Below are 26,713 nucleotides of genomic sequence, written 5' to 3' on the forward strand. Positions count from 1 at the left end.
ACCGTTTGTAAGCCAACATAACAATTGCGCAACGATAACGTTTTGCATGTTGCAAAAATATACTGCAATATAGGAATAAGCAACAACGGGTAATTATCAAAATTAACAGCGAGAACATCCTTCATTTCATTGCTCTATCTTGGGAATAACATATTGATGCACAAGAAACTAAAAAAAAGAAAATCGAGCGGACAACAGATACCAAAAACGCCTCAGCAACAATTCAAAGCTTACTGGACGTCCATCGAAAAATACCAGTTGAAGATCGCCAAGTTACAACAGCAACAAGACGAATTGTTTATGCGTTTTCAACAGGAAGTCTTACCGATAGAGCATCAATATATGCAGTCCAGATATGATAAAGCGGCCCGGTTGCTTTCATTTGCCGATAAAAAATCGCTGGGAAAAAACCAACGCAGAGAATTATTTTTCTGGATAGAAGAAGAGCTTGCTGAGTTATGTATTTACCCCTTTAACGAAAACCTTGATCTCAATAAGTTGACCGATCACTTTTCCGATCTTAATGCGTTGAAAGAAGAGGAAGTTCCAACACCAGAACAGATGGCTGATATCCGGCAGACGCTGGATGAATATTTTGATTTTAATGAAGAAATATCTGATGAAGAATTACTTGAGATGATGAAAAGCCCTGAAAAAATGCGTGCCACCATAGAACAGCATTTTCAACGGGAATCAGAACGTTTCTACGATGAATATGATGCAGAAGACCAGAAAAAACTGGATTCTTTGTTTAAATCGCAGGAATTGAGCCAAATGTATAGAAAAATAGCCAAGGTACTGCATCCAGATCGTGAACAGGATTTAGATGAGAAAAAGAAAAAAAACCAATTGATGGTACAGTTATCACAAGCCAAGAAAGATAATGATGTCTGGACGATAATAAACATGTACCACAAGTACATTGATCCAACTTTCAGTTTTAACAGTCGGGATATATCCGACATCAATAAATTGCTCAAAGCACGTATAGACATATTAGCCAATGAGCTTAATCAGCTAAAAAAATCTGATTCGTTACCGGGCATGATTTGGCGCACTCTGGGAGGCAATACATCGAAAGCAATAGAGAATAACCTTCTCGAGCATTGCAAAAAATTGCGACAAAATATAGAAAACGAAATCCAACTGCGCGAAAATCTACGCTCACTGGCTGTACTAAAAAGCTACCTTGCAGAACGACGTGATGCCTTAGAATTTGAACAGGAAATTATCGACTATCTTTTCAAACAATATTGAATTCGCTGAGTCTGACGGAAATTTCAGCGGCTTACGTATCAGGCTCAAGGGTATACCCTATAGATTTCAAGATGGATCGCGAAAAATAAGGCGCTGCTACGCTGTAATAGCCCACGTTTGTGGGCGAAGTGCCGAGGATGATGTTCAGCTTAGTGACTATGATATTATTTTAACATTCTCAAAAACATAAACCGCACCGGCTTTGGACTGAGAATCGACACTCTCTATCGTTGCACCAACAGCCAAACTCGTCCCCGCCTTATTCAGGCCAACAGGTCCACCAAAACCATTTAAATTGTTTGAAGGGTTCAAAATCTCCATCGGTGTTTCCATATTCCACTGATTATTCAGACAGGTATATACATACACCCTGTAAGACGCTCCCACTGCCAGACGATCTCCCGCATCATTCAGTTCGAGAGAGCTACCAAAATATACGCCACTTGCCGGGGCCGAAAACTTAATGGGATTTTCTCTATCCCAGCTCCCATTCGTGCGCGTATACAGATAAACCTCCCCATCTGTGGATTTATAAAACTCTGTACCCACCACCAGACGATCTCCCTCTGCATTCAGACTAAAAACTCTGCTGAAACCAGATGATTCACCTTCAGGGTGACTGAACTTAATGGGGTTTTCTGTATCCCAGACCCCGTTTATACGTGTATACACATAAATCGTGCTTTTTGGATCGAAATCATGCGTCGCCAGACAGTTTCCCGCAGCACTCAGATGGGCAATCCAGCCAAACTCATAAAAATTCGGAGGGAGCGGAAGCCTAATGGGGTTTTCTATATCCCAGATCCCATTCCGACGCATAAATATACGGAACGGAGAGTAGTGTCTGGCCCCACCCACCAGACAGTCTCCTGCGGCGCTCAAGCTGACATTCACACCAAAGTATTCACTTCCAGTCGGAAACACAACGGGATGTTTTGTATCCCAGACGCCCTTCCTGCGCATATACACACAAACCCGCCCTCGGTTATAAGTGGGATACGGCAACATGTTTCCCAACGCCAGGGTATCGCCAGACGCATCCAGAGAGACATCCCATGAAGATCTATGATATTCATCTTCATAAGCTTCAAGCACAATCGGCTTGCTTATATTCCACTCACCACTCTTCCGGCGCGTATATACATAGACTCTATTAATCATCCCAACCGCTAGGCAGTCTCCCGCCGCGTTCAGGCTAACAGAGCTACCAAAATTCTCATTCTCTTTGGGGAAGGGAGAAACAATTCGCGTTACCATAGTACGTTTCAAACCCAACACCTGCGTGATCTCCATCCGCTCCCACCGCGATAAACTGAAAAAATCCGCAAACTGAACTTGCCGATCGGCATCCAATTTCAGATACCCTCCCCCATCAAAAGAGAGTCCCCCTTCTGGTTTCAGTGATAGCGCCAAGGCGCCTTGATTAGAATTTAACCCGCCAGAATGCTGGGTGTTGAGGGTCAGTTTTCCTTTGTCATCTCGTTTCAACCCTGCTGTCGGGCCATCACCCTGAACGCCATCAATGATTTCATATGCCTTATATGCTTCATCAATCAAATGGAAAAAAGCTTCAGGCATGAGGCGAACGCCAGACTTAAAACTCGCTTTCAATGAGTCAACGGTATTAATTTCTTTATCAGTCATCACATTTTCCTCAAAAGCCAGCCGTATTAGACAGTCACCGTCATCTGTTTTCTGTATGGGTATTAATTGATATTTTCAAAGATATAAACCGCACCGGCTTTGGATTTAGAATCGATACTTTCTGACGTTGCCCCAACAACCAAACTCGTTCCCGCTTTATTCAGGCCAACAGGTCCACCAAAACCATTTAAATTGTCTGAATTGCCTGAAGGGTTCAAAATCTCCATCGGTGTTTCCATATTCCACTTACCATTCAGACAGGTATACACATACACCCGGGAAACCGCTCCCACTGCCAGACGATCTCCCGCATCATTCAGTTCGAGAGAACCACCAAAATATACGCCACTTGCAGGGGCCGAAAACTTAATAGGATTTTCTCTATCCCAGATCCCATCCGTTAGCGTATACAGATAAACCTCCCCATCCAGGGATTTATAAAAATCCGTACCCGCCGCCAAGTGATTTCCCCCTGCATTCAGGCTAAAAGCCCCGCTAAAACTAGATGATCCACCTTCAGGGTGACTGAACTTAATGGGATTTTCTGTATCCCAGATCCCATTTGTGCGTGTATACACATAAATCACGGAAATGCGATCACACACCGCCAGACGGTTTCCCGAAGCACTCAGGTGGGCAACCACGCCAAACTCATAAGCATCCGAAGGGGCCGGAAACAGAATGGGGTTTTTTATATCCCAAATCCCATTCCTGCGCATAAACAGACGGAACGGAGAGGTGTAACCCCCAGCCACCAGACAGTCTCCCGCCGCGTTCAAGCTGACATTCGCACCAAAACTTTCAGCAATCCGCGGAAACACAGTGAGATGCTTTGTATCCCAAACGCCCTTCGTGCGTGTATATACATGAACCACTTCGCGCCATATCTCTCCCAACGCCAGGGTATCTCCCGCCGCATCCAGACCGACACGCCATGAAGCTCTATCATATTCATATCCAGGTTCAGTATCCTCAAACACTATCGGCTTGCTTATATTCCACTCACCACTCTTCCGGCGCGTATACACACAGACTTTATGAGTCGACCCAACCGCTAAACAGTCTCCCGCCGCGTTCAGGCTAACCGAGTGACCAAAGTGCTCATCCTCTATGGGGAAAGGAGAAACAATGCGCGTTATCATAGTACGTTTCAAACCCAACACCTGCGTGATCTCCATCCGTGCGCCCCGCGATAAACTGAAAAAATCCGCAAACTGAATCTGCCGAGCGGCATCCAATTTCAGATATCCTCCCCCATCAAACGAGAGTCCCCCTTCTGGTTTCAGTGATAGCGCTAAAGCCCCCTGATTAGAATTTAACCCGCCAGAATGCTGGGTGTTGAAGGTCAGTTTTCCTTTGTCATCTCGTTTCAGTCCTGCGGTTGGGCCATTACCCTGAACGCCATCAATGATTTCATATGCTTTATAGGCTTCATCAATCAAATGGGAAAAGGCTTCCGGCATAAGCCGCACACCAGATTTAAAATTCGCTTTCATTGAGTCAACGATATTGATTTCTTTATCAGTCATCATATTTTCCTCAAAAGCCGTATTAGACAGTCACTGTCTTCTGTATGGACATCATTTGACATTCTCAAAGATATAAACTGCACTGGCTTCAGACGCAGAGCCAACCCTCATTGAAATTACACCAACCGCCAAACTCGTCCCCGCCTTATTCAGGCCGACAGCCCCGCCAAAACTATCTAAATTGTCTGAATTGCCTGAAGGGTCCAAAATCTCGATAGGTGTTTCTATATTCCACTTATTATTCAAACAGGTATACACATACACCCGGGAAACCGCCCCCACTGCCAAACGATCTCCCGCATCATTCAGTTCGATAGCGCGGCCAAAATACGTTACGTCACTTGAAGGAGCCGAAAACTTAATGGGATTTTCTCTATCCCAGATCCCATTCGTGCACGTATACAGATAAACCTTCCCATCAGTAGGTTTATAATAATCCGTTTCTCCCCCCACAGCCAGACGATCTCCCTCTGCATTCAGGCTAAAAACCCTAGTAAAACCACGTAATTCACCTTCAGGGGCCCTAAACCTAATGGGGTTTTCTCCATCCCAGATCCCATCCGTACGTGTATACACATAAATCGTGCTTGAATAACCATACACCGCCAGACAATTTCCCGAGGCACTCAGGCGGGCCATCCCGCCAAAATCATAAGAACCCGTAGGAATCGGAAGCTGAATGGGGTTTTCTGTATCCCAGATCCCATTCCTGCGCATAAATATAAGGAACTGAGAGTAGTATGTTCCCCCAGCCACCAGATAGTCTCCTGCGGCGCTCAAGCTGACATTCATACCAAAGTATTGGGCAACCCGCGGAAACACAATTGGATTTTTTGTATCCCAGACGCCATTCGTGCGCGTATATACACGAACCACAGAGGGCGACCTGTTTCCCAACGCCAAGCAATCTCCCTCCGCATCCAGACTGACATCCCATGAAGAGAGATAATATTCTGTCGCATAAGCCTCAAGTACAATAGGCTTGCTTGTATTCCACTCACCACTCTTTCGACGCGTATACACACAGACTTTATTGTTCATCCCAACCGCTAAGCAGTCTCCCGCCGCATTCAGGCTAACAGAAGTGCCAAAGTATTCACCCTCTTTGAGGGAAGGAGAAACAATGCGCGTTATCAGAGTACGTTTCAAACCCAGCAACTGCGTGATCTCCATCCGCGCTCCCCGCGATAAACTGAAAAAATCCGCAAACTGAATCTGCCGAGCGGCATCCAATTTCAGATATCCTCCCCCATCAAACGAGAGTCCCCCTTCTGGTTTCAATGATAGCGCTAAAGCCCCCTGATTAGGGTTTAACCCACCAGAATGCTGGGTGTTGAGGGTCAGTTTTCCTTTGTCATCTCGTTTCAGCCCCGCAGTTGGGCCATCACCTTGAGCGCCATCAATGATTTCATATGCTTTATAGGCTTCATCAATCAAATGGGAAAAGGCTTCCGGCATGAGCCGCACACCAGATTTAAAACTCGCTTTCAATGAGTCAACGGTACTAATTTCTTTATCAGTCATCATATTTCCTCAAAAGCCGTATTAGACAGTCGCCATCATCTGTCTTCTGTCATCTGTTCTCTGTCTTCTATACGGTCATCATTTGACATTCTCAAAGACATAGACTGCACCAGCTTCAGACACAGAACCAACCTTGGCTGAAACGGCACCAACCGCCAAACACGTCTCCCACCTATTCAAACTGATAGCCTTACCAAAACCATTTAAATTGTCTGAATTGCCTGAGGGGTCCAAAATCTCGATAGGTGTTTCCATATTCCACTTATTATTTAGGCAGGTGTACACATACACCCGGGAAGCCGCCCCTACGACCAGACGGTTTCCCACATCATTCAGTTTGATAGCGCTGCCAAAATACGTTACGTCACTTGCAGGAGCCGAAAACTTAATAGGATTTTCCGTATCCCAAATCCCATTCGTGCGCGTATACAGATAAACCTTCCCCTCAGTAGGGACATCATAATCCACCCCCACCGCCAGACGATCTCCCGCTGCATTTAGGCTAAAAATCCGATTAAAACTGGATGAGTTATCTTTAGAGGCAATGAAGCTAACATAGTTTCCTGTATCCCAGATCCCATTCGTACGTGTATACACAGAAACCGCTTTGGAAATATACCCCGCCAGACAGTTCCCCGAAGCACTCAGACAAACCGTGGTAAAATAAGGTAACTGAATGGAGTTTTCTGTATCCCAAATCCCGTTCGTACGTGTATATATATAGGACATAGAGGCACCGCCCACCACCAGACTGTCTCCTGCGGCGCTCAAGCAGACATTCGCACTAATAGAGTATCCACGTTGATCTTCCAGCGGAAACACAATGGGATTTTTGGTATCCCAGACGCCATTCGTGCGCGTATATACATAAGCCTTCACTTTTTTAACATCCATGTAGTATTCCACCAAGTATCCCACCGCCAGGCAATCTCCTACCGCATTCAAACTGACATCCCAGGAACTACGAGATTTATCTTGATCATTCTCAAACACCGTAGGAGCACTTATATTCCACTCACCCTTCCGGCCCGTATATACACAGACTTTATTATCCATCCCAACCGCTAAGTAGTCTCCCGCCGCGTTCAGGCTAATAGAAGTGCCAAAGCGTTCATTCGCTTTAGGGGAAGGAGAAACCATACGCGCCATCATGGCACGTTTAACACCCAACAACTGCGTGATCTCTATCCGCTCCCACCGCGATAAACTGAAAAAATCCGCAAACTTAACCTGCCGATCAGCATCTAATTTCAGACGCCTTCCTCCATCAAAAGAGAATCCACCTTCTGGCTTCAGTGATAGGGCCAAAGCCCCCTGTTCAAGGTTTAACCCGCCAGAAAGGTGAGTGTTGAGAGCCAGTTTTCCTTTATCATCTCGTTTCAGCCCTGCGGCTGGGCCATCACCCTTACCGCCATCAATGATTTCATATGCCTTATATGCCTCATCAATCAAATGGAAAAAGGCTTCAGGTGCGGGCGGAACACCGGACTCAAAACTCGCTTTCAATGAGTCAACGGTACTAATTTCTTTATCAGTCATCATATTTCCTCAAAAGCCGTATTAAACGGTCACCGTCATCTGTTTTCTGTTTTCTGTCCTCTGTCTTCTATTTGACATTCTCAAAGACATAGACTGCACCAGCTTCAGACACAGAACCAACCTCGGCTGAAATTGCACCAACCGCTAAACTCGTCTCCCACCTATTCAAACTGACAGATTTACCAAAACCCTTTAAATTGTCTGAATTGCCTGAGGGGGCCAAAATCTCGACAGGTGTTTCCATATTCCACTTATTATTTAGACAGGTATACACATACACCCGGGAAGCCGCCCCTACGACCAGACGATTTCCCACATCATTCAGTTTGATAGCGCTGCCAAAATACGTTACGTCACTTGCAGGAGCTGAAAACTTAATGGGATATTCTGTATCCCAGATCCCATTCGTGCGCGTATACAGATAAACCTTCCCCTTAGTAGGGATATCATAATCTACCCCCACCGCCAGAAGATCTCCCTCTGCATTTAGGCTAAAAATCCGATTAAAATTGGATGAACGATCTTTAGCGGCCATGAACTTAATGGGGTTTTCTTTATCCCAAACCCCATCCGTGCGTGTATACACATAAACCACGTTTATTGGATTATGAGAATAATCAACACTATATCCCGCCAGACAATTTCCCGAGGCACTCAGACAAACCTTAATAAACGAGCTCATCAACTTAAAGGGGGTTTCTGTATCCCAAATTCCATTCGTGCGTGTATATATGTAGGACCAAGAGTCGCCCGCCACCGCCAGACAATCTCCTGTGGCGCTCAGGCTGACATTGTGACCACCAGAGTATCCACGTTGATCTTCCAGCGGAAACACAATGGGATTTTTGGTATCCCAGACGCCATTCGTGCGCGTATACACACAAGCCTTCACTTTTTTATCCTTAAAAAAGTCTTCCACCAAGTATCCCACCGCCAGGCAATCTCCTACCGCATTCAAACTGACGTCCCAGGAACTACGAGATTTATCTTGATCATCCTCAAACACAGCGGGAGCGTTTATATTCCACTCACCCTTCCGGCCCGTATACACACAGACTTTATTATCCATCCCAACCGCTAAGCAGTTTCCCGCCGCGTTCAGGCTAATAGAAGTGCCAAAATGTTCATTCGCTTTAGGGGAAGGAGAAACCATACGCGCCATCATGGTACGTTTAAAACCCAACAACTGCGTGATCTCCATCCGCTCCCAGCGCGATAAACTGAAAAAATCCGCAAACTTAACCTGCCGATCAGCATCCAATTTCAGGCGCCTTCCTCCATCAAAAGAGAATCCACCTTCTGGCTTCAGTGATAGGGCCAAAGCCCCCTGTTCAAGGTTTAACCCACCAGAAAGGTGAGTGTTGAGAGCCAGTTTTCCTTTATCATCTCGTTTCAGCCCTGCGGCTGGGCCATCACCCTTACCGCCATCAATGATTTCATATGCCTTATATGCCTCATCAATCAAATGGAAAAAGGCTTCAGGTGCGGGCGGAACACCGGACTTAAAACTCGCTTTCAATGAGTCAACGGTACTAATTTCTTTATCAGTCATCATATTTCCTCAAAAGCCGTAATTAGACAGTCATTGCCCCCAGTTTCTGTTCAGGGAAATTTAAACCCGCCACCCGGTTATTGAGAATACTTAGTGCCCGCATTCAATAACAACTTGGCAATTTGTTTCTGCGTCTCCTCAGGAAGCAATTTAAAAGCTTGGGCCGAAACCGCTACAGTCCCATCCACCGACAGCACCCCGGATTTATCTAACATCAATCCCCCATCGAGCTGTAGCTTTAACGCAAGCCCTTTCGGTTCCAACGAGATGCCATCACCAATCTTAACCGCCAAACGGTTGTCGATAACCTGCAACCCAACTCCCGGATGATAAGTTTGATCACTATCCCGCCAACCAAAAAGCTGTCGCCACAACATGGCCCAATCAATCAGTGAATAAAATGCCGCCTCAGTCGGGATCTTGCCAGGGGCGAAGTGAGCACTAAGCTGGCTAACCGTTTCATCTGTTATCTCTTTTTCCATCGTTTTTTCCTCATTTAGCTAGTCGTAAAGGTAAACTTTCCCTTCTCCACTCTTCCAGCCACTGGCGCCAATCGCTAACGTATTGCCGTCACCGCTAAGACAAATGCCGGCACCAAATTTATGGTTTAATTCCCCATCCACTGCCAGTAATCTGCCCTGCATAATCCATTGTTCATCCTGATAGCTAAACCACCATCCTGCACCGGTTTGCACACCTGTGTTATCTTTACCAACAGGTGTTGACACCACCAGTATCTGACCGTCGCCACTTAAAGACAGTTCGCTGCCAAACCTTTCCCCGGCAGTCACCGCTTCTCTCACTATCCCCATGGATTGCCATGCATTACGGTAACGCTGGTACACATAGATCGAACCAACATTGCCCTTCTCTCCCGGACACCCCACCGCCAAAATATCGCCGCTATCGTTCAAGCTGAGACTAGTCCCAAAGCTGTCACTGCTGTCGAGTGAAGGAGAAGTAAGCGAATGGAGTGGCGGTCGCGGCTGCCAGTATGTCCCGTAACGATGAAATAGCGTCACTTCACCGTTATTACCGTTACGCCCCGTTGCCGCCACTGCTAAGGTTGAACCATCTGCACTCAAGCTCAGTTTGACGCCAAACATATCGCCCTGTGCCGGAGAAGCTAAGGTCAGACGCTCACCAAGCTGTGACCATTTCTTTCCGTCATACTGATAAAGATACACTGCACCACAATTAGCCAGTGAACCCGATCCCCAGCCATAAGCACCTACTGCTAATAGGGTGCCATCTGCGCTCAAGCTCACAGAACAACCGAAATGCTGCTGAACGTTCGCCTCACTCAGCCAAAGTTTGGCCGATTTCTCCCACACACCATTTGCCGATCTGTGATAAACGAACACTGAACCATGCCCACCATCACTGCTCCGGTTATCAATGCCCACCGCGAGAACATTACCGTTTCGATTCAGGCTTAGTGCTCTGCCGCCATAACCACTGACGTAATCAGCAAATTGCTGCCGCCAACCGTTATCGGTATAAGAAAATAGATATACAGGTTCCTTTCCTTCTGCCCCACTAAGCGCGATAGTTTTCCCATCACCGCTGACACTGACAACAGCGCCAAGGTTTTTATTGTTACCGTTAGCCGGCAAATCAAACGCGGGCAACTGCACGTTACTCGCTGCCATCTCCCCAGCATGAATCAGCCAACGATAAAGTTCTCTTTGTTGTTCCTCCGTAAAACTCTCAAATAATTCCAGCGACAATTTAAAGTCGGGGCGTAACCCCAATTCGCCATTAATAAACTGTAAGCCACTGTTCTTATCAATATTGACAGCAATTTCACGGTCTTCTCCGATACGCACCCCATCACCGGGATTCACTAAGAGTAAATTCACCTCATCCAGATCCCGGTTAAATCCTGCCCCTGGACTATTATCGATCTGACCTGGGTCCAGCCCAGCTAAACGCCGACCTTCCGCCGCTATTTGCACCAATTGAGTATAATTTTCACTTTTCGGCATGGAATATAATTTAAACCAGGATTTAACTTCCTCTTTATCCAACAAATTATTCTCGCTGGATATAGTAGATGTCTTGTTGTGAGCCATTAATACCTCCAATGCAGAATGACAAATAAATTAACGTTGTTACACGCCGTTCTATTCTTTTATTTTCGAGATAAACAATATTTTGGCTTTATCCCCCTCTTAATGTTTCTCTTCATTCTAATTGGCCTCTTTATCGGTAAATTTTGCCGAATCGTCTAGCGTGGCGATATGTTTAGCACCCTAAACGGGCATTCCTTCTCTGGGTACAAACAACACCTCTGCGGCTTTTAGCTGTTCGTAGTCTTTCTTACGCCAGAAAAGTTCTTTATCGGCAAACTTCGCCAAATCGTCGGGCGTGGCAACATGTTTAATCCCCACACCACGTATTTTTTCTGCTGGTATAAACAACACCCTCACAGCTTCCATCTGTTTGTAGGTTTTCTCATTCCAGTAACCTTCTTCATCGACAAACTTCGCCAAATTATCGGGTGTAGCGACATGTTTAACGCCCAGACCAGGTGGAGTTTCTCCTGCGGGTGTAAACAACACTTCCGCAGTTTTCATCTGTTCATAGGTTTTTTCATTCCAGAAGAGTGATTGATCGGCAAATTTCGCCAAATCACTGGGTGTGGCAACATGTATCACGACAATATCTTCTTGATATAGCGGCAGTTCAGTGGACATAATATTCCCCCATTAATAAAGTCAGACCTTGGTATATACCTGTTATCTTTCAAGTTGCCTCTTTGTTGGCTGCACTCACTCACCCCGGTCACAGTGTTCTCTATGCTCCCGGGGATTCGCTCCCTTGCCGTCGCGATCCATCTTGAAATCTATTGGGTATAGTTAATGCTGCCCTCGAAAGACACGCTCCCAATAACACTTATTTAATATTTAATTTAACTTGACTACACTATTCGTTTTTCGCACGACACAATCAGTTATATTTAAGCATTATAGAAAAGTGAATTTTTGCCAGCCATTTAATAAGATTTAAATTACTTTTTTTTAAAAATCTCACATAAAAAAACATCATTTAGATAATATTCCACCAGTATCGCAATAACCATTAATTTAATTATATTTAGATTAATCAACTAAAAATCTTATTAGAACAAACATAATAATCAATGATACGTATAAATGTTACATATTTATACAAAATTATTTCATTGCGACACAATGAGAACATTTTACTTTAATAATCAAGAAAATAACGGACACACTTAAATAACACCAGAATCATAATGATCCACATTAAATAATTCATAATTGGGAAGAGACTATAAAATAAAGAAGGGGGAGAGTTAATATATTTAAAAATTTATTAACATCCATATAAATTATCTCTTTAATTTTTCACAATATTAAATCAGACTAAAAACAACAATTAAAACTGATTTTTTTAATGAGAGTTACCTCGCGTTTTGTTTAAGATTGAAAATCTATACCAAAATCGGCAACTCTCAATTTTTCAAGACTCCGTGTCAGCGCAAATCGCGCCTAATACAGATTATACCTGTTATCTTTCAAGTTGCCTCTTTGTTGGCTACACTCACTCACCCCGGTCACATAGTTCTCTATGTTCCCGGGGATTCGCTCCCTTGCCGTCGCGATGCATCTTGAAATCCATTGGGTATAAATTAACTTAATCGATTACTTTCCAAATATTCTGGTTTTGGCTGGTATTCCATCTGAGAATTTTGTACCACTCCAGTCTATCTGATTAGGCGGTATGCCGAACTTTTTCCATGTCAAATTAACGGGTACTCCAAGTATACATGCAGCAATAAATCGATGCTGACCATCCATGATATGGGTAAGCCCTGTCCGGCTATTGTGCCAGACAACAATTGATATTGGATTTCCCTTTGTTTTGAAGCTTGATATTTTTTCGTCAACAACTTTTTGAAAAACTTCTGCTTGAGCGGGTAGTGGTGCGGAATTCCCAATATCATATCTTCCCACAGGGCTGCCTTTTAATATTGACGTGTCATATGTGCTCTCATTTCCTTTTAGTTGAGGTCCGTTTGTTATTTTTCTTGATGTTACGGGTTTTAACATATTTTTATACATATTTAACTCTCATCCTTTTGAATTGTGTGGGGCATCAGATATTACTGAATTTTCTTTTTCCGTCATCCCATTTGGTGTATTATTTTTTATCTTTCCTTTATCATTCTTTTATCCAACATTCGACTATTTAGCCTGTCACTTATTATTTCCCGGCATGATTTTATCTATTTTCAAGCTATTCCGAAAATTTTTTAACATCAGCTATACAGACATAATATCATCATTTATGAATTTTAAATTATTATCCGCCACTATTGTCTATGTACGGCGATCTTTCTAATATTTCCTCAATTTTTTTCTTGGCTCTTAATACCCACTTTTTATCTAATACACCTAATATTTCTAGCTCTTTTTTAAAATAAGCTCTACGAAAATCTTTACTTTCATCATTCCTATTCTTTAATTCATATTCAGATGCCATTTGGCTAGCTACACTTTCCATTATCCAATATAGCAGCTCATTTAAATCTTCAGTTGTTTGCCTAAATATTTCATATTCTCTTTCAGAGTAAATAATATGATATTGATTATTATCAATAACTATATATCCAGAACCATCACCAACAGGCTCTGAATAAACTATCAACATTGATTTAGGTGCATTAATCTTAGCACCTAAAGACTCACTTTTTCCTGTATTTCATTTATAGTTAGCATTCTTTACTTCCTTTACATATCCATTTTTTATAAGCCAATCAACATTTACTCTCTCAGGGAAATTCGGCAGTATCTGAACTCCTCCTCTGGGCTGATCAAACGCTGGAGCAATTTTGCCTTGCAGTATTGGAAGTGGTTTAATTACTTCATATTCATGGTATTTTCCTGCTTTAGAACCAGGAGCCAGTGCTCGATTTTCATAAGGAACTCCTTTGGGAGACAAAAACGCCCCATTTGCACTGCCATATCTATCCAGTCTAGTACCTACAGCTAAAACATCTTCTTTCGGGGGTTCAGCAAATCCTAATTTAGGTGGCCAATTCCATTCAGTATTAGATTTTCTGAATTTATCATAGGATGAGTATCCTCCCGATTCACTATCTGTTATAGCACTATCTTTATTAAAGTTTCTTGATGTTTTTTCTAAGCCAGATGACACCTCTTGATATTTATTCAAAGACAAATACATTTTAGCTGCTGCAAACTGTATCAGCTTCGCTTCACTGGTAGGTATGCCACCGGCAACAATTTCCGCCGCCTTCTGTGGAGTCATCTTCTCATTTGACAACACGACATCCAATGGAACGCCAAAGAAGTTACCCCACGCAATAATTAGACCTTTTGCCGGGTCCTGACCATCAGGGACTTGCCCTTTTAGGTAGTGAGTTAAGGCTGCGTTGATTTCTTCGGGTGTTGCCCGAGATTGGGCCATCTTTTGAGCCAGCGACCCCGCGCTTTCAAAATGTTTAGCGCCTTCGGAACCAAACAGACTTCCCATGCTAAGGGCATTATTCTCCACAACAAAAATTACAATCTCGATTCAAGGGGGTAGGATTAGCTCCACTATTTACGTGAGTTATATTCGCGATAATATATAAAACAACATCCTATACCACCAATAGTCCCTCCCATAGCTCCTACTTTTAAACAAAGTAAGAAATCTTCTTGAGTAAAATCAAAATCTCCAGATAAGAAAAAGAAGATTAAGGCAATAATTAGTTTTAAAATTAATCCTGTTAGGATCATACCAACAATAATTGAACTGAATAAGTGTAGAAAAAGGAGAAAAAAACTTAGTTTACTCAGTCTCATTTCTTCTTATCCTCATCCAATTTTTTTACCCCTTTACTAATCTGATCATTAGTAATTTCAGTTGCTACAGATGAACCTACATTGCCAACAACACCAGGGATCTTACTTGGTGACATCTCTTTCGAGATCCCTAACTGGCCTTTTACTTCTGAGTACTTAAGTAAGTTGGGATTAAATTTCGGGTCCCAGCCACCAGTTATCCATTTACCTATAGCATTTGTACCAGAGGTAGCATACTTGCCCACACCATAACCTACTGATGCGCCAATCCCACTAATAATTCCCCCTTTTAGCGGATCATCCCCTTTGACATAACTTGAAGCTGCCCCCATACCTGCATTCCAGGCTATTGTGCCCCACAAACCAGTATTAGCCGTGAATGCGCCCGTCCAGTACGCAAAAATAGCATCATTGGGGTCGACATTGCCATTAGCAAGATATTGGATACCGGTATTGGCTACGGCACCAATCAGGCCCGTTGTTGCAGAAGCTCCCGATAACCATGGTAAAGCTAATACACTCCCTTCTGCGGCAACCATAGTCTGGCAAGAAAGTGGCGTGTTACCACTACAGGCTTTCTGGATTTCGGTTTGCTTGTCCTGTTGCCATTTCTCAACTGTGCCTTTTTTATTCGCTTCTGCCGCCGCCAGTACACTCGCTAGGGCATTATTGTCCACAACAACCCATTTAATTTTAACTATATATATACAGATCAATGTCTAGCCCCGCATTTAATTCGTCAAGCTCTTTAATCATCATTTTATCCAAACTCATTGCTGGTTTAATTCCTTCTTCTATTTTAATTACTATATTAAACTGATAATCAAGCTCATATTCATTAGCTAATTTTACTAAAACTTTTTTTTTGTCCTGTAGTAATGCGAATATTTTTCCTAGCTGTTCACCAATATCAAGAGACTCTTCATCTCCTGTACTCAAAAGCCAACAACTATCTATTCTAAGACGTTTTTTCCCTAGTATAGGATCACCTTTCACCCAACATTTTGTTGGTTGAATAGCTAATTTTTCAGTTACATCCCTAGGATTTAACTTATCTCCAGAAATCAAAAAATACACACCTACAGTTGATTTACTCATTCGTTATAACCTTCATTTAATGAATTCACCAGTTGGGACACCTTCTCCAGTACCCCCTTTTCTGAAAACCCATAGTTCACCAGTTTCTTTATTCACATAAATATCATATTTCGATATATTTTTCTTACCAACAACATCAGATTTAAGCTCATGGGCATCAATTCCATTCTGTTTTAAATACTTGTCATCAGCCATTTTGATATTTGATGGTTTATGTTCATTCTGTCCATTCTTATTCTGATTATCTTCAGGTGGCTGTTGATTTCCTGTACCACCATACTCCTTCTTCTCTTCATTTGTCAGATTCTTCTCCACATTTGGTTGGCTTTCATTATCGACATAATCTGACGAACATACCCGGCCAAAAGAACATTGGGTGGCTTTATCTATAGATTCTCCCATTTCCTTCAGTTTTTTGTCCAAAGCTGAAGCTATTGTCTGATTTGCTTTATCCACGGCTTCACCTGTGTTTGAACCCGCTATCGGTGGGAGTGGCATTGGTACAGCTAGGGCATTATTATCCGCTGCGTTCTTCCCGGCTTGCGCCCCGGTAACGGCGCTGGCGGTGGAGTCACCGGCAATGCCGCCGGCTAATCCCGCGGCCAGGGTGGAGAGGGTGCTGATGGTCTGTTTCTGCGCCTCCGTTAATTCACTGACGTTGGCCTCGTCGCCGTAAAGCTGTTTTATCAGGACCTGCGCGGCCAGCTCCCCCGACGCCGCCCCCGCGGCCCCTGACAGGGCATTGTTACCGCTCACTTCCGCCGCCACCGCGCCTAAAATCGCGTGGGCCAGCGTGTTGGTGGCGATATCCACCTGATGGGTTTGCGGGTCGGTGGTCATCTCCTTAATCACCCCGGCCAGATACGGTGAAGCCCCCCCAGCCAGCGCCTGACCCAGATTGTTCCCCGCCAGTCCCTGAATGGCGGCGGTCGCCGCCTGTAACGCTTTCTGATAGGTGCCGCCAGTCCCAAAACCCGAGTCATTCAGCGCCTGATGATAGGCGGCGGTGTAGATTTGGCTTTTAATGTCTTCCATGCTCGGGTCGGCGTGACCCGTTTTCGCCAGGGTGGCTTTGGCAGCTTCAATATCCTGTTCACTGAGATGGTCCAGTTTCGCTTTCGCCGCGTTGGTGGCGATAATTTTCCCTTCTGTCCCGACTATTTCGGTCATCTGGGCGCTGAGCTCGCCCATCAGTTGCGCCTGTTTCAGCCGTTGCTGTTCTTTTTCCTTATCAAATATCGGACTCAGGACATTGGCGGCGTTATCGGTATCGCGACTTAAGTTCGCGATATCCTGCGTCTGGTGCGCCTTGTCCCGGATAATCAGATTGCCGTCACTGACCGCAGCGTGCGTGGTACTGCTGTCATGGCCCTGGTTATTGGAACCGCTCAGCGCATTGACCGCCAGATTATTCAGGACCTGACCGGCGGTCGGTTTACCAAGGCTGACGCCCGCACTCTGCTGCTCGACAGTAAAGTCCGCTTGATTTTGAATGTCCTTGAAGCCCAGCGTCCCGGTGTTCAGGGTGTTTTTGGCTTTGTCGGCTTGACTCGCTATCACCGCGCCGTCCAGTTGGGTATGGTCACCGACGTTAACCTGATAGCCGCCTTTGCCGGCAAACAGCCCGGTCTGCTCCTGCACGCTGTCATAGTTGCTGTGCAGTTTATTGCGGCTGGCATTGAGGCTCGCTGTGCCGTTGGTGAGGGGGACTGAGGTGGCACTGACGCCCGCGCTGGCATTCTGTTGTTTGCTGTCATAACGCTGGCTGTTCTGCTCGCTGCTTAATGTCAAATGACGTTTCACGTCGGCGGTAATCTGCTCGCCGCTGACTTGTGCCCCTTTTAGCGTGGTGTCCCGGCCACTGTTCAGCCCGACGGTCTGTCCCGCCTGTAACGTGGTGTTAGTGTGACTGACGCCGTTGCCGTTTTCACGGCCGTTGCCCCGACTGACATTGGCCGAGACGTTCAGACCGGTGCCTCCCGGTCCCGCAGTCAGGCCCACGCCCAGAGAGCTGCCGTGGCTGCTGTTTTTGCCGGCAGTCTGTTCGGTGTTCTGGCTGGAGGAGAGCTGAATATCCCGGCTGGCATTGAGTTGCAGGTCTTTACCCGCCTGTAGCTGGCTGCCCTGAATACGAATATCGCCATTCTGGCCTGATGCGCCTTTGCCATCCCCTTTGGCGGTTATATTGAGGTTATCCCCGGCAGCGAGATGGCTGCCCTGTTGAGTGGTCTGGCGGTGCTGCTGTTCTGAACGGGAAGACTGGCGACCGTAGGACAGGCTAATCCCGGCCAGATTATTATTGCCTTTTTCGTCACTGCCCTGAGCCTCCGCCAGTCGGCCTGCCTGCACCGCTTGCACTCCACTGAGGGCAGCTTTAGTGTTTTGCAGGGCTTTCACTCGAGGGTCACTTTCATTGCGGGCGGCTCTGGCGGTTTGCACCGCGCTGTTGACGGCACCCCCGGCGGTACCACTTAGCGCCACGGTTAAGCCGCTCTGTTTCTGTTCGGTTTTTGTCGTGGTGTGATTGCGGTTTTCCGCACTGGTGATATCGACCTGTTGACCGGTCAGCGTCAGGTCTTTACCGGCAATCACCTCACTGCCGTGAACCCGGAGCTGTTCACCGGCATTGAGGGTGACGTTGCCCTGACTGCTGCCAACTGTGCTGCCTTTGCTAAGCTGGCGGTCACTGTCGGTGGTAACTTTCTGGCTGGCTTTACCAACGGTAAAACCAATGCCGCCGGTCCCCATCAGGCCGGATTTTTTCTCCTGCCGCAAATGGGTTTCATCGTGCGCTTCCGCAGCGGTGGTAACAGTGAGCTGATGACCGGCGTTCAGGCTGACATCTTGCGTGCCCGCAACATTACTGCCGCGGATATTGAGGTTTTTTCCGGCCTGGAGATTCACTTTATCGCCACTGAATGTGGTACTGAGTACCTGCCGGTCATGCACTTCATCGTGGGTTTCCACTGACGATTTCGACAGCCAGCCTTTGCTGGTTTGCTTGCTGTGCTCCACTAAGTCGGATGAGGCTGTACCGGTGGTCAGCGTCAGGGTATTTCCGGCCTGCGCCGTCAGGTGTTGACCGGCGTTGACATGGGCGGCAGTGGCGTTCACGTCATGCCCGGCTTGCAGGGTCACCTCACCGGTGCCGGTTATCTGGCTGCCAATATCCTGTTGTTGGGTCAGATGGCGAGTGTTATCTTTCCCCCAATTCCCCTGCTCTGTGCGGCGCGTACTTAAGGTGTCCAGCGTCAGGTCATGGCCTGCGGTTATCTCGGTGTGGCCGTCTTTACCGGCATTCTTGACGTCACTGGCGGTTAATTGCACATTGTTGATAGCGCTCAGCGATAAGGTACCGTTATCGTTCTGCACATAGATGCCCGCCGGACGGTCCAGCCAGCGGTTAGCTTCATCCCCGCGTACGGTCGAGGCGCTGGTGATATCGCGGCCTTTCAGCGTCACCCGGTCATCCCCCTGAATCTGGCCGCCGCGATTGGTGAGCGTTTGTTGGGCCGTTAAATCCACTTTGCCGCCGCGAATAAAGCCGTGGTTGGTCAGGTTGTTGGCCGTCAGTTGAGTGACATCACGCCCGCTGACCGTGCCGCGGTTGGTGATATCGCCCTGACTGTTAAGCGCCACGGTATTGCCGGCGAGGAGGGCGCCGTCACCGCGCAGGTCACCGGATTTCACCCGGGCGTACACCTGCGGCACCGTCACCACCTCGGTAGTGCCGTCCGGCAGCGTGACCGTCTGGTTGGTCAGCCAGATAATGTCCGAGGTCAGCAACGCCATCTGCGCCGGACTCAGGGCGACGCCGGGGGTGAGCTGCTGTTCCCTGCCGAAAGCCACCCCGGCATCCATCAGCGCTTTAAACTGGGCTTCATCGTTATTGTAGCCCGGCAGATAGCGCTGGCCGGTCAGCTGGGTAATCTGCTCCCGCACCAAACGTTGTTCATAAAACCCATCTCCTAACCGTTTGTGGACCAGCGCCGGGTCATGCGTTAATTGTTGCCGCATATAGTCCGAGCCCAGCCACTGTTTGTACTGGGTAAATTTCGGGTCGGTCTCCACCAGATAGTGGCTGTCACTGCCCGGTTGCACGGTATACAGGCTGTTATTCGGCAAACGCGTATCGGGCGTCACCACGCGTATCACCGGATCGACTGTTTGCCCTTTGACGGTCTCCGGGGGCAATACCAGTGGCTGATTTTTGATACCGTTCACCGGTGTGACCGTCGTGGGGGCAGAATGTATCTGACCGGTCTGTCGGTCTGTAATCGTGATATCGGTGCCCTGTGGACGGGTATGCGCCTGCCAGGCCAGGGTTTTCAGGTCGATGGTTTCTATTACGGGGGCCGGGTCATAATTGCTGCGGCTTTTCCCCTGCGAGGTTTTGGTGCCACCGAACCCGAACTTTTTCTTTTTGGTTTTTTTAGCATACCAGTGGGTCTGACTGCCCGTATCGGTGGTAATCCGTTCTCCCTGAGTAGCGATATTGTGCAGTTCGCCAATTTCACCACCGAGCGTGCCGCCAGCGACAATCTGGCTGTCGTGATTAGTGACCTGCGCACTGTTGAGCGTGATATTGCCCCCGGCCAGAATTTTACCGGGGTCACTCTGTTTAACCTGAGTTTCCTTGACGGTCCGGGTGTACTGATATTCGTAAAAGTCATTACTGCGGCTGCCATCCGGCATGATGGCATCGTGCACTTTGTATTTATTGTGGTGGGAAGTGTCCACCTGTGACCAGTCATAGCGAGTGGTCTGGCCGCTTAGTACTGCATCGTGATGCTGAGACTTTTCCGTTTCGACGACCTGAGTGACCAACACGGCGTTGGTGTTGTTAATCTGGTCGGCATTAATCTTCAAGTGGCGCCCGGCTTCAATCGTCGCCGCGTGGTTATTGAGCTCACGGGCTTGACCGGTGGCCGTCAGGGTGTTATCCAACTGGCCGCCGATGTGCATGTCGCCCACGCTGTAAATCTGGGCATGGTCACTGTTGTTCAGTGTTCCGGTGCCGATATCCAGCCGGTCACGCGCCGCAATCACGGCGGCTTTGCCGTCCTGAGCGGTGTTATTCAGGGTCCCCGCCTGGAGGGCCAGCTGGTCACCGTAAATGCGCCCGGTGCCGGTGTTGTTCAAAGTGTTGGCCGTGAGATGGGTTAAGCCGCCGTCAATCAGCCCGGTATTGTTCAGCGTATCGTGAGCCTGGATTTGCGTTTGTTTAGCGCTGATTTCACCGGAGGCGTTATTGGTGAGATGGTGTGCGTCAAGATGCAGCGCCTGACCGGCTTTTATCTGGCGGTCATTGATAAGATTGCCGGTCGTTTTCAGCGTCAGATTGCCATTAGCCGCGGTGTTGCCGGTATGGTGAAAATCCTCAGTTAAGGTGACCGCCATATCGCCCTGTGATAACAGTTGGCCGTCACCGCTCAGAGAGTGTGCGTTAATCGTGGCCTGTTCCCCGGCAATCAAGGTACCTTGCCGGTTGTTAATCACCAGATGCGGTTGCTGAGCCTCGCTTTTGAGAGTGAGCTGTTTGCCCGCAGAGACCAGCCCCTGGATATTATTCAAGGTCTGGCGGATGTTCGCTTGCAGATGGTTGGCTGCCCGTAAAGCGCCCTGGGTATTGTCCACCTGTTGGGCGTTGACCGTCAGGTTTTGTGCTTCCAACCCGTTATCCGTCTGCTTTGTTTCCCGGTTAATCAGGTGAGCGGTGTTCAGGGTCAACTGCTGACCGCCACGGATAAGGCCGCCAGTGTTATCGGTTTCGGTCTTAACATTCAACGCGGTGTCGCCCACCGCCTGCACCTGCCCGTGACGATTATCGAGCTGATGAGTGTTCAGGGTTAACGTGTCGGTGGATAACAACTTGCCGTCCCGGTTATCGGTCTGCGCCTGTCGAGTGTCGATAACCACCTGTCCGCCTTGAAGATGACCGTGGCGATTGTCCAGCGGGCCGCTGGTGATGGTCGTCTTGCCCTCACCGAGAATATGGCCCTGCTGGTTATCCAGCAACTGTCCGTCAGTATCCAGAGTCAGGGCATCTGCGGATTGTAAAGTCCCGTTGCGGTTAGTGAGTTGTCGGCTGTGAATGTCCAGCCCGCCATTGCCGGCTATCTGGCCCTGAGTATTATTAAGCGCGGTGCTGGTCAGCGTGGTATTGCCGTCCGCCGCGATTATCCCGCCGGTGTTATCGATGTCGCCGGTGCGCAGGGTTAACTGCCCGCCGCTTAACACCCGGCCCGACTGATTGTCCAGCGTGTCTTTGACTGCCAGTGTCAGCGAGCCTTTTTCGGCGGCCACGATGTTTCCGTGACGATTATCGACGGTCGTTGCTTTCAGGTTCAGGTTGCCGTTGCCCGCAAGGGTGCCGTGCTGGTTATCCAGCCTCCGGGTGGTGAGGGACAGGGTATCTTTGCCCCGTTGTTGCATCACGCCGCCTTGATGGTTCAGGGTGTCGGCGTTGAGGGTTATCTGCCCGGCCTGAGTTTCAGCCTGGTTGAGTTGCAGTTCACCGGCCTGTATCGTCAGGGCACCATTGGTCAGTAGTTTGCCCTTATCTCCCAGCCACCGTTGGGTGTTGAGCGATAATCGCCCCTGACCGGCCAGTTGCACCGTCCCCCGGTTGTTATCGGCCTGATGCGCGGTGAGATGCAGATCCTCGCCCTGACTGGCAATCGTGCCCTGACGGTTATTAAGCCGGTCAGTGGTGAGGGTCAATGTCCCCTGATTGAACACGGTCCCCTTATGGTTATTCAGGGTGCGGGTATGGAGCGTCAGTTCACCGCTGCCGGTCTGGTTAATTTTTCCCTGCTGATTGGATAAATCCAGCGTCGTGAGGTGGATTTCCCGCGCCACTAACTGGCCGCCGTCGTTGTTAAACTGGCCCGGTGTTTTCGCCGTCAAACGGTCGGCGCTGACGGTAGCGTGAGCGGTACTGATGCCCGATTGACCGGCGGTGAGTTGAATCTGACCGGCTGCGGTCTGGCTGTCGCTCAGGTCAATCTGTTGGCTGTGGACAGCCAGCGTATCAGTGGCCAGATTTTTGCCATTGGCCTGAATGTGCTGCGCGGTCAGGGTCAATGAGCCGGGTCGGGTAGTGTTGCCGTTATCATCCAGCCCCGCAGCCCATATGCTGTCATGGCTGCTGTGTATTGTGCCCGCGTTGGCGGTGATATCGCCGCGGGCTTCCACCCGGCCCTGATTGCGCAGTGCTCCCCTGGTATGTAAATTCACCGCCGATTGTGACAGCAATTTGCCGGTGTTAGTGATATCGGCAGACGAAGTTAATTGTAACGTATCCCGGCTACTGAGGGTGCCGCGGTTCTCTATCCAGCCATCGGCGGTGATATGGACCTCCCCGGCAGACGCGCCGATATTACCGGCATTATGCACGCCCACCCCCGTTTCGGTGCCTATCAGCCTGATTTTATGGGCATACATGCCGCCCAGCGCCGCCACATCCAACGCAAACGCCGGGTGCTTTTCATCGTCAATCGATTTTTTCTCCATTTGCTGATGCGCCGCATCCACAATATTGCGCCCGGTGGTCACTTTCAGGTCTTGCGCATGTAATTTGGCGTTGATGGCGACGGAGCGGGCGATAATATCGGTGTAACTTTGCTGTGTGCTGTCCATGCCGTGCCCGTCAATCCGCACTTCCCCCTGATTAACATCAAACCCTTTCAGCCGGCCTCGCTCCATCAGGGCTTGTCCGGTAGTGAGCGTGGTGCGATGTGAGTTAATGAACCCACAACCGTTACAGGTGATGCCCGCCGGGTTGGCAATAATCACCTCAGCTTTATGCCCGGCGACTTCAATCCAGCCATTGAGACGACTGGGGTCACGACTGTTGACTTCGTTAAGAATAACGCTGGCGTCCCCTTTGGCTAACCACGGATTACCGGCCACCATGCCGCCGAGTTGCGTCTGGGTGGCCTGATGGCTGTTATTGAGGATAACTCCCTGTTTATCCACATCAAACTGGCGATAGGTATTGTGGGAAACGCCGTCGGCTCCCGGGGTCTGGATATTGACCTGCGGCGTGCCGTTGGCGCTGCGAACGATGGTCGGTTGCTGGCGCCCCGGCGCCTGTCCATCCGCCACAATCGCCGCCTGTGCGGTGAGCGAAATCCCGCCCAAGGCCAGCAACACACTGAAGTGTAACGCGGTGAGCCGGCAAAGCCGCTGAGCTGATGGCCGCCTTCGGCGGTGTCCGGTTCTTCCCCGTCTGGCCCGCGCTATCTCGGCCACCACCATCCACATTTGGCGAGATTGGTTAAAGATAATACGATATAACTGCTTATTCATAACGTTTACTCCACACAACACTACCCACTGGCAGTTTTGCTATTTGAATTAATACTGCCAATACAGGTTAAATCCGGCTGTGACGGGGGAGGTTTGGAAGCCGGCGGGTTTGGACAACGGGACGCCGACAAACAGGTCGTAGCTCACCCCTTTCAGGCTGCCGCGCCAGCCCAGGGCGCTCCCTGCCAGGTGTTTTCCGAGCAGCGCGTCGCTGCCCCGGCCGCCCACTTCGCCGTAATCCATTGCCAGATACAGCGACTGCCCTTTCAGCGGGGTTTGCCAGTCCAGTTCGTTGCGGCTGTACCAACCCCGATCAGCGGATAAGGTCAACTCGCCATCAAAGCCGCGCACCGTCCAGCGGCCACCGATTGAAAATCGATCCTGGGGCGTCAATGAGCTGGCGCTTATCTGACGCAAATATTGGGTCTGATAAGAAAAAGGCTGAGAAAACAGCGTGAACGGCCCGGCAAGCGTCGCTGAGAACTGGGTGATTTTAGGCAAAGCGGTTCCTTCATTGCGGTACTCTTCCGGTGCCGGTTGTGCGCCAAACCAGCGCATGCCCTGTTGGTAAGTCACCCGGGTATCCAGCGTCGCGCTGCCGATAAAGTGATGATGGGACAGCCCCAGCTTCCAGCCCGCGGTTTCCCGGCGCTGAACATCAATTTCAGTGTTATCAATAAAATTGCGCGACGCCCGACGATAAATTTCACCGTTAAGCAGGGTTTTCTGATCAGCGTTACGATGCAGCACCCGGCTAAGCTGGACCGCCAGGTTTTGGCTTTTGCCCCGGTATTGGATCGCTTGATTCAGCCCGGCTATCGTCTGGGTATAATCGTAATGACTGGCTGTCACACTCGCCATCCAGTAGCCGAAGGGCAAAGAGTAATAGAGCGTGTCGTTTTGGCTGCCTTTCCCGGCAGATGAATGAATATCGCGCCCACCGGAGAAATAGAACAGGTCGCTGAGCGCCAAGGGGTTATCCAGAAAAAAGGTGAGTCCGCCCTGATAACGCCCGGTGCTTTTCGAGCCGGTATCATCCAGATACGTGGCGATCCGCCAGTGCCGGGACTGACGCCAGTCCAGCATAATATCGCTTTCCCCCGGCTGTTCTGCCGGAACAATGTTCATATCCGCCTGCACGGTCGGGAAACGTTGCAAATTTTCCAGTCCCTGCTCAATATCCCGTAAATCCAGTAATTTTCCTTCACGCGCGGGAAAGGGAGTTATCCGCTGGATATATTTCCCGCTGTCAGGGGTATAGCGGATATGCCGGATTTTTCCCGGTACCATCACCAGTTTTAGCGTTTGGGTATGCAGATCCTAGGGAGAAACCAGAACCCGGCTGGTGACATAGCCGTGATTAATGAGCTGATCCTGCAATTGGGTTATTAACCGGCTAATGCCTTTATCGCCCAGGCAATGGTTTTCGCCCTGTTGAGCGACACGCCGGAACGGTAACCAGTGCGGGAAATTTTCGGTGCCTGCCAGTCTGACGTGGGTAATAGGAAAACACGGGGTTTCCACCGGAAAGACGGATGACGCTCCCGTTTCCGGTACCGACAGGTGAACCTCCGCAGGCGGCGGGGCTAATTGCGCCTCAAGGGCTTGCTGGCGGGCCTGTTGATGAATAAGTTGTTGATCTGCGATGTCGGCGGCTTGACTGCCTGAAACTGCGCTACAAAAAACCGTTAATACTAAAATACTGCTTTTCATTGTTGCTTAATTCCACAAATTTGAAGCGGTATTAACCCTAAATTTCACTTAGCGATCAATGTTTGTGGTTGATTATCACTTAGGCAATTAAAAACAGGGATTAGGCTAAGATAGCAGCAAAAACAAGGCGTTATATTTTAGTGCAAAAAATAGACGCAGGTTATTATGATGTGACAAATCGTATAAAAAATAGATTAATATTAATCATTTAATAATCAATAGTAATGATTTCAAATTAATTTTATTTTTTTGTTTTATTTTGTGATGTGCGTCACAAAATAATGTCTCATTTCTGGAAAAAATCACTTGCAAAAAGCAGATTTTCGTTATTACACGAACAGGTAAAAACCTTTCCCTCTGTCTGACGATGCTGAGGCGATATCATGGCAATTGCGTTGCTCTGATGGTTAAAACGTTGTGTGCTGTACGTTCTTTTACTTGTTATTCACCTGAGACTATTATCTGAAATCATACGTTAGCAATATACGTAGCAACGATTGGAAAAAGTGAATCAATTTATATCCTCTACTTCGCCCTCCTAGGGAGATAAGTCAACAGTGAAAAAAGTGTAGCGATATTATGTAAAGTTATTTATAAAATCATTAACTGATGGAAATATAGCTGTTTTTACTATTCACTATTTCAATACAAATATATAATTAAATAATAATCTTAAATCCCCATTAATTTTCCAATATTTCCCA

The 26,713-nt window shown here is 47.9% G+C and carries 16 protein-coding genes and 1 pseudogene; 1 reads left to right on the forward strand and 16 read right to left on the reverse strand.

The window, feature by feature from the left end; all coding sequences use genetic code 11:
• The first annotated feature begins 156 nt into the window (after positions 1-156).
• Positions 157-1,257 (forward strand): hypothetical protein, encoded by a 1,101-nt coding sequence (locus AM629_RS01880; protein WP_054475638.1) that lies wholly within the window; start codon positions 157-159, stop codon positions 1,255-1,257.
• Between the two features lie 156 nt (positions 1,258-1,413).
• On the opposite strand, the gene AM629_RS01885 is transcribed toward AM629_RS01880, so the two are convergent.
• From AM629_RS01885 to AM629_RS01960, 16 genes and pseudogenes are all read right to left on the reverse strand, one after another.
• Positions 1,414-2,904 carry a hypothetical protein gene (locus tag AM629_RS01885; protein ID WP_054475640.1) on the reverse strand — a complete coding sequence of 497 codons (1,491 nt, stop codon included), beginning with the start codon at positions 2,902-2,904 and terminating at the stop codon, positions 1,414-1,416.
• Positions 2,905-2,963: 59 nt separating this feature from the next.
• Positions 2,964-4,433, reverse strand: a complete 1,470-nt coding sequence (locus tag AM629_RS01890) for a hypothetical protein (RefSeq protein ID WP_054475642.1) — start codon at positions 4,431-4,433, stop codon at positions 2,964-2,966.
• Positions 4,434-4,481: 48 nt separating this feature from the next.
• The gene (locus tag AM629_RS01895) at positions 4,482-5,957 is read right to left on the reverse strand and encodes a WD40 repeat domain-containing protein (protein WP_054475645.1); all 1,476 of its coding nucleotides are present in this window, start codon (positions 5,955-5,957) and stop codon (positions 4,482-4,484) included.
• A gap of 75 nt (positions 5,958-6,032) precedes the next feature.
• A complete protein-coding gene (locus tag AM629_RS01900; RefSeq protein WP_054475646.1) occupies positions 6,033-7,496 on the reverse strand; it encodes a hypothetical protein in 1,464 nt (487 codons plus the stop codon).
• A gap of 64 nt (positions 7,497-7,560) precedes the next feature.
• Positions 7,561-9,048, reverse strand: coding sequence for a hypothetical protein (locus tag AM629_RS01905; protein ID WP_054475648.1), 1,488 nt, complete (start codon positions 9,046-9,048; stop codon positions 7,561-7,563).
• A gap of 74 nt (positions 9,049-9,122) precedes the next feature.
• Positions 9,123-9,527 (reverse strand): hypothetical protein, encoded by a 405-nt coding sequence (locus tag AM629_RS01910; RefSeq protein ID WP_054475650.1) that lies wholly within the window; start codon positions 9,525-9,527, stop codon positions 9,123-9,125.
• Positions 9,528-9,545: 18 nt separating this feature from the next.
• Positions 9,546-11,120, reverse strand: coding sequence for an FG-GAP repeat protein (locus AM629_RS01915; RefSeq protein WP_054475653.1), 1,575 nt, complete (start codon positions 11,118-11,120; stop codon positions 9,546-9,548).
• Positions 11,121-11,300: 180 nt separating this feature from the next.
• The gene (locus AM629_RS01920) at positions 11,301-11,744 is read right to left on the reverse strand and encodes a hypothetical protein (RefSeq protein WP_054475656.1); all 444 of its coding nucleotides are present in this window, start codon (positions 11,742-11,744) and stop codon (positions 11,301-11,303) included.
• Positions 11,745-12,716: 972 nt separating this feature from the next.
• A complete protein-coding gene (locus tag AM629_RS01925; protein WP_054475659.1) occupies positions 12,717-13,136 on the reverse strand; it encodes a hypothetical protein in 420 nt (139 codons plus the stop codon).
• A gap of 241 nt (positions 13,137-13,377) precedes the next feature.
• Entirely contained in the window at positions 13,378-13,725 is a 348-nt protein-coding gene (locus AM629_RS01930; protein WP_054475661.1) for an Imm63 family immunity protein, read from the reverse strand.
• Between the two features lie 51 nt (positions 13,726-13,776).
• Complete coding sequence (locus AM629_RS01935) at positions 13,777-14,571, reverse strand: TNT domain-containing protein (protein ID WP_054475663.1); 795 nt, start codon at positions 14,569-14,571, stop codon at positions 13,777-13,779.
• 65 nt (positions 14,572-14,636) lie between these two features.
• Positions 14,637-14,885 carry a hypothetical protein gene (locus AM629_RS01940; protein WP_054475666.1) on the reverse strand — a complete coding sequence of 83 codons (249 nt, stop codon included), beginning with the start codon at positions 14,883-14,885 and terminating at the stop codon, positions 14,637-14,639.
• On the reverse strand, positions 14,882-15,562 hold the full coding sequence (locus AM629_RS01945) for a hypothetical protein (RefSeq protein WP_072161788.1): 681 nt from the start codon (positions 15,560-15,562) through the stop codon (positions 14,882-14,884). The genes AM629_RS01940 and AM629_RS01945 overlap by 4 nt, the downstream gene beginning before the upstream one ends.
• A gap of 16 nt (positions 15,563-15,578) precedes the next feature.
• Positions 15,579-15,983, reverse strand: coding sequence for a DUF4279 domain-containing protein (locus tag AM629_RS01950; RefSeq protein WP_054475667.1), 405 nt, complete (start codon positions 15,981-15,983; stop codon positions 15,579-15,581).
• 12 nt (positions 15,984-15,995) lie between these two features.
• Positions 15,996-24,296, reverse strand: coding sequence for a two-partner secretion domain-containing protein (locus AM629_RS01955; protein WP_083451851.1), 8,301 nt, complete (start codon positions 24,294-24,296; stop codon positions 15,996-15,998).
• A 48-nt stretch (positions 24,297-24,344) separates the two neighbouring features.
• Positions 24,345-26,009, reverse strand: a pseudogene (locus AM629_RS01960) (ShlB/FhaC/HecB family hemolysin secretion/activation protein).
• Positions 26,010-26,713: the final 704 nt, after the last annotated feature.

Source organism: Photorhabdus heterorhabditis (genome assembly GCF_001280945.1).
GTDB classification, from domain to species: domain Bacteria; phylum Pseudomonadota; class Gammaproteobacteria; order Enterobacterales; family Enterobacteriaceae; genus Photorhabdus; species Photorhabdus heterorhabditis.

Coding starts and splice junctions, on each gene's coding strand:
- AM629_RS01900 (WP_054475646.1), bottom strand. CDS start 7,496: ATGATGACTGATAAAGAAATTAGTACCGTTGACTCATTGAAAGCGAGT.
- AM629_RS01925 (WP_054475659.1), bottom strand. CDS start 13,136: ATGTATAAAAATATGTTAAAACCCGTAACATCAAGAAAAATAACAAAC.
- AM629_RS01950 (WP_054475667.1), bottom strand. CDS start 15,983: ATGAGTAAATCAACTGTAGGTGTGTATTTTTTGATTTCTGGAGATAAG.
- AM629_RS01890 (WP_054475642.1), bottom strand. CDS start 4,433: ATGATGACTGATAAAGAAATCAATATCGTTGACTCAATGAAAGCGAAT.
- AM629_RS01940 (WP_054475666.1), bottom strand. CDS start 14,885: ATGAGACTGAGTAAACTAAGTTTTTTTCTCCTTTTTCTACACTTATTC.
- AM629_RS01935 (WP_054475663.1), bottom strand. CDS start 14,571: ATGGGAAGTCTGTTTGGTTCCGAAGGCGCTAAACATTTTGAAAGCGCG.
- AM629_RS01895 (WP_054475645.1), bottom strand. CDS start 5,957: ATGATGACTGATAAAGAAATTAGTACCGTTGACTCATTGAAAGCGAGT.
- AM629_RS01930 (WP_054475661.1), bottom strand. CDS start 13,725: ATGTTGATAGTTTATTCAGAGCCTGTTGGTGATGGTTCTGGATATATA.
- AM629_RS01880 (WP_054475638.1), top strand. CDS start 157: ATGCACAAGAAACTAAAAAAAAGAAAATCGAGCGGACAACAGATACCA.
- AM629_RS01920 (WP_054475656.1), bottom strand. CDS start 11,744: ATGTCCACTGAACTGCCGCTATATCAAGAAGATATTGTCGTGATACAT.
- AM629_RS01905 (WP_054475648.1), bottom strand. CDS start 9,048: ATGATGACTGATAAAGAAATTAGTACCGTTGACTCATTGAAAGCGAGT.
- AM629_RS01955 (WP_083451851.1), bottom strand. CDS start 24,296: ATGAATAAGCAGTTATATCGTATTATCTTTAACCAATCTCGCCAAATG.
- AM629_RS01910 (WP_054475650.1), bottom strand. CDS start 9,527: ATGGAAAAAGAGATAACAGATGAAACGGTTAGCCAGCTTAGTGCTCAC.
- AM629_RS01915 (WP_054475653.1), bottom strand. CDS start 11,120: ATGGCTCACAACAAGACATCTACTATATCCAGCGAGAATAATTTGTTG.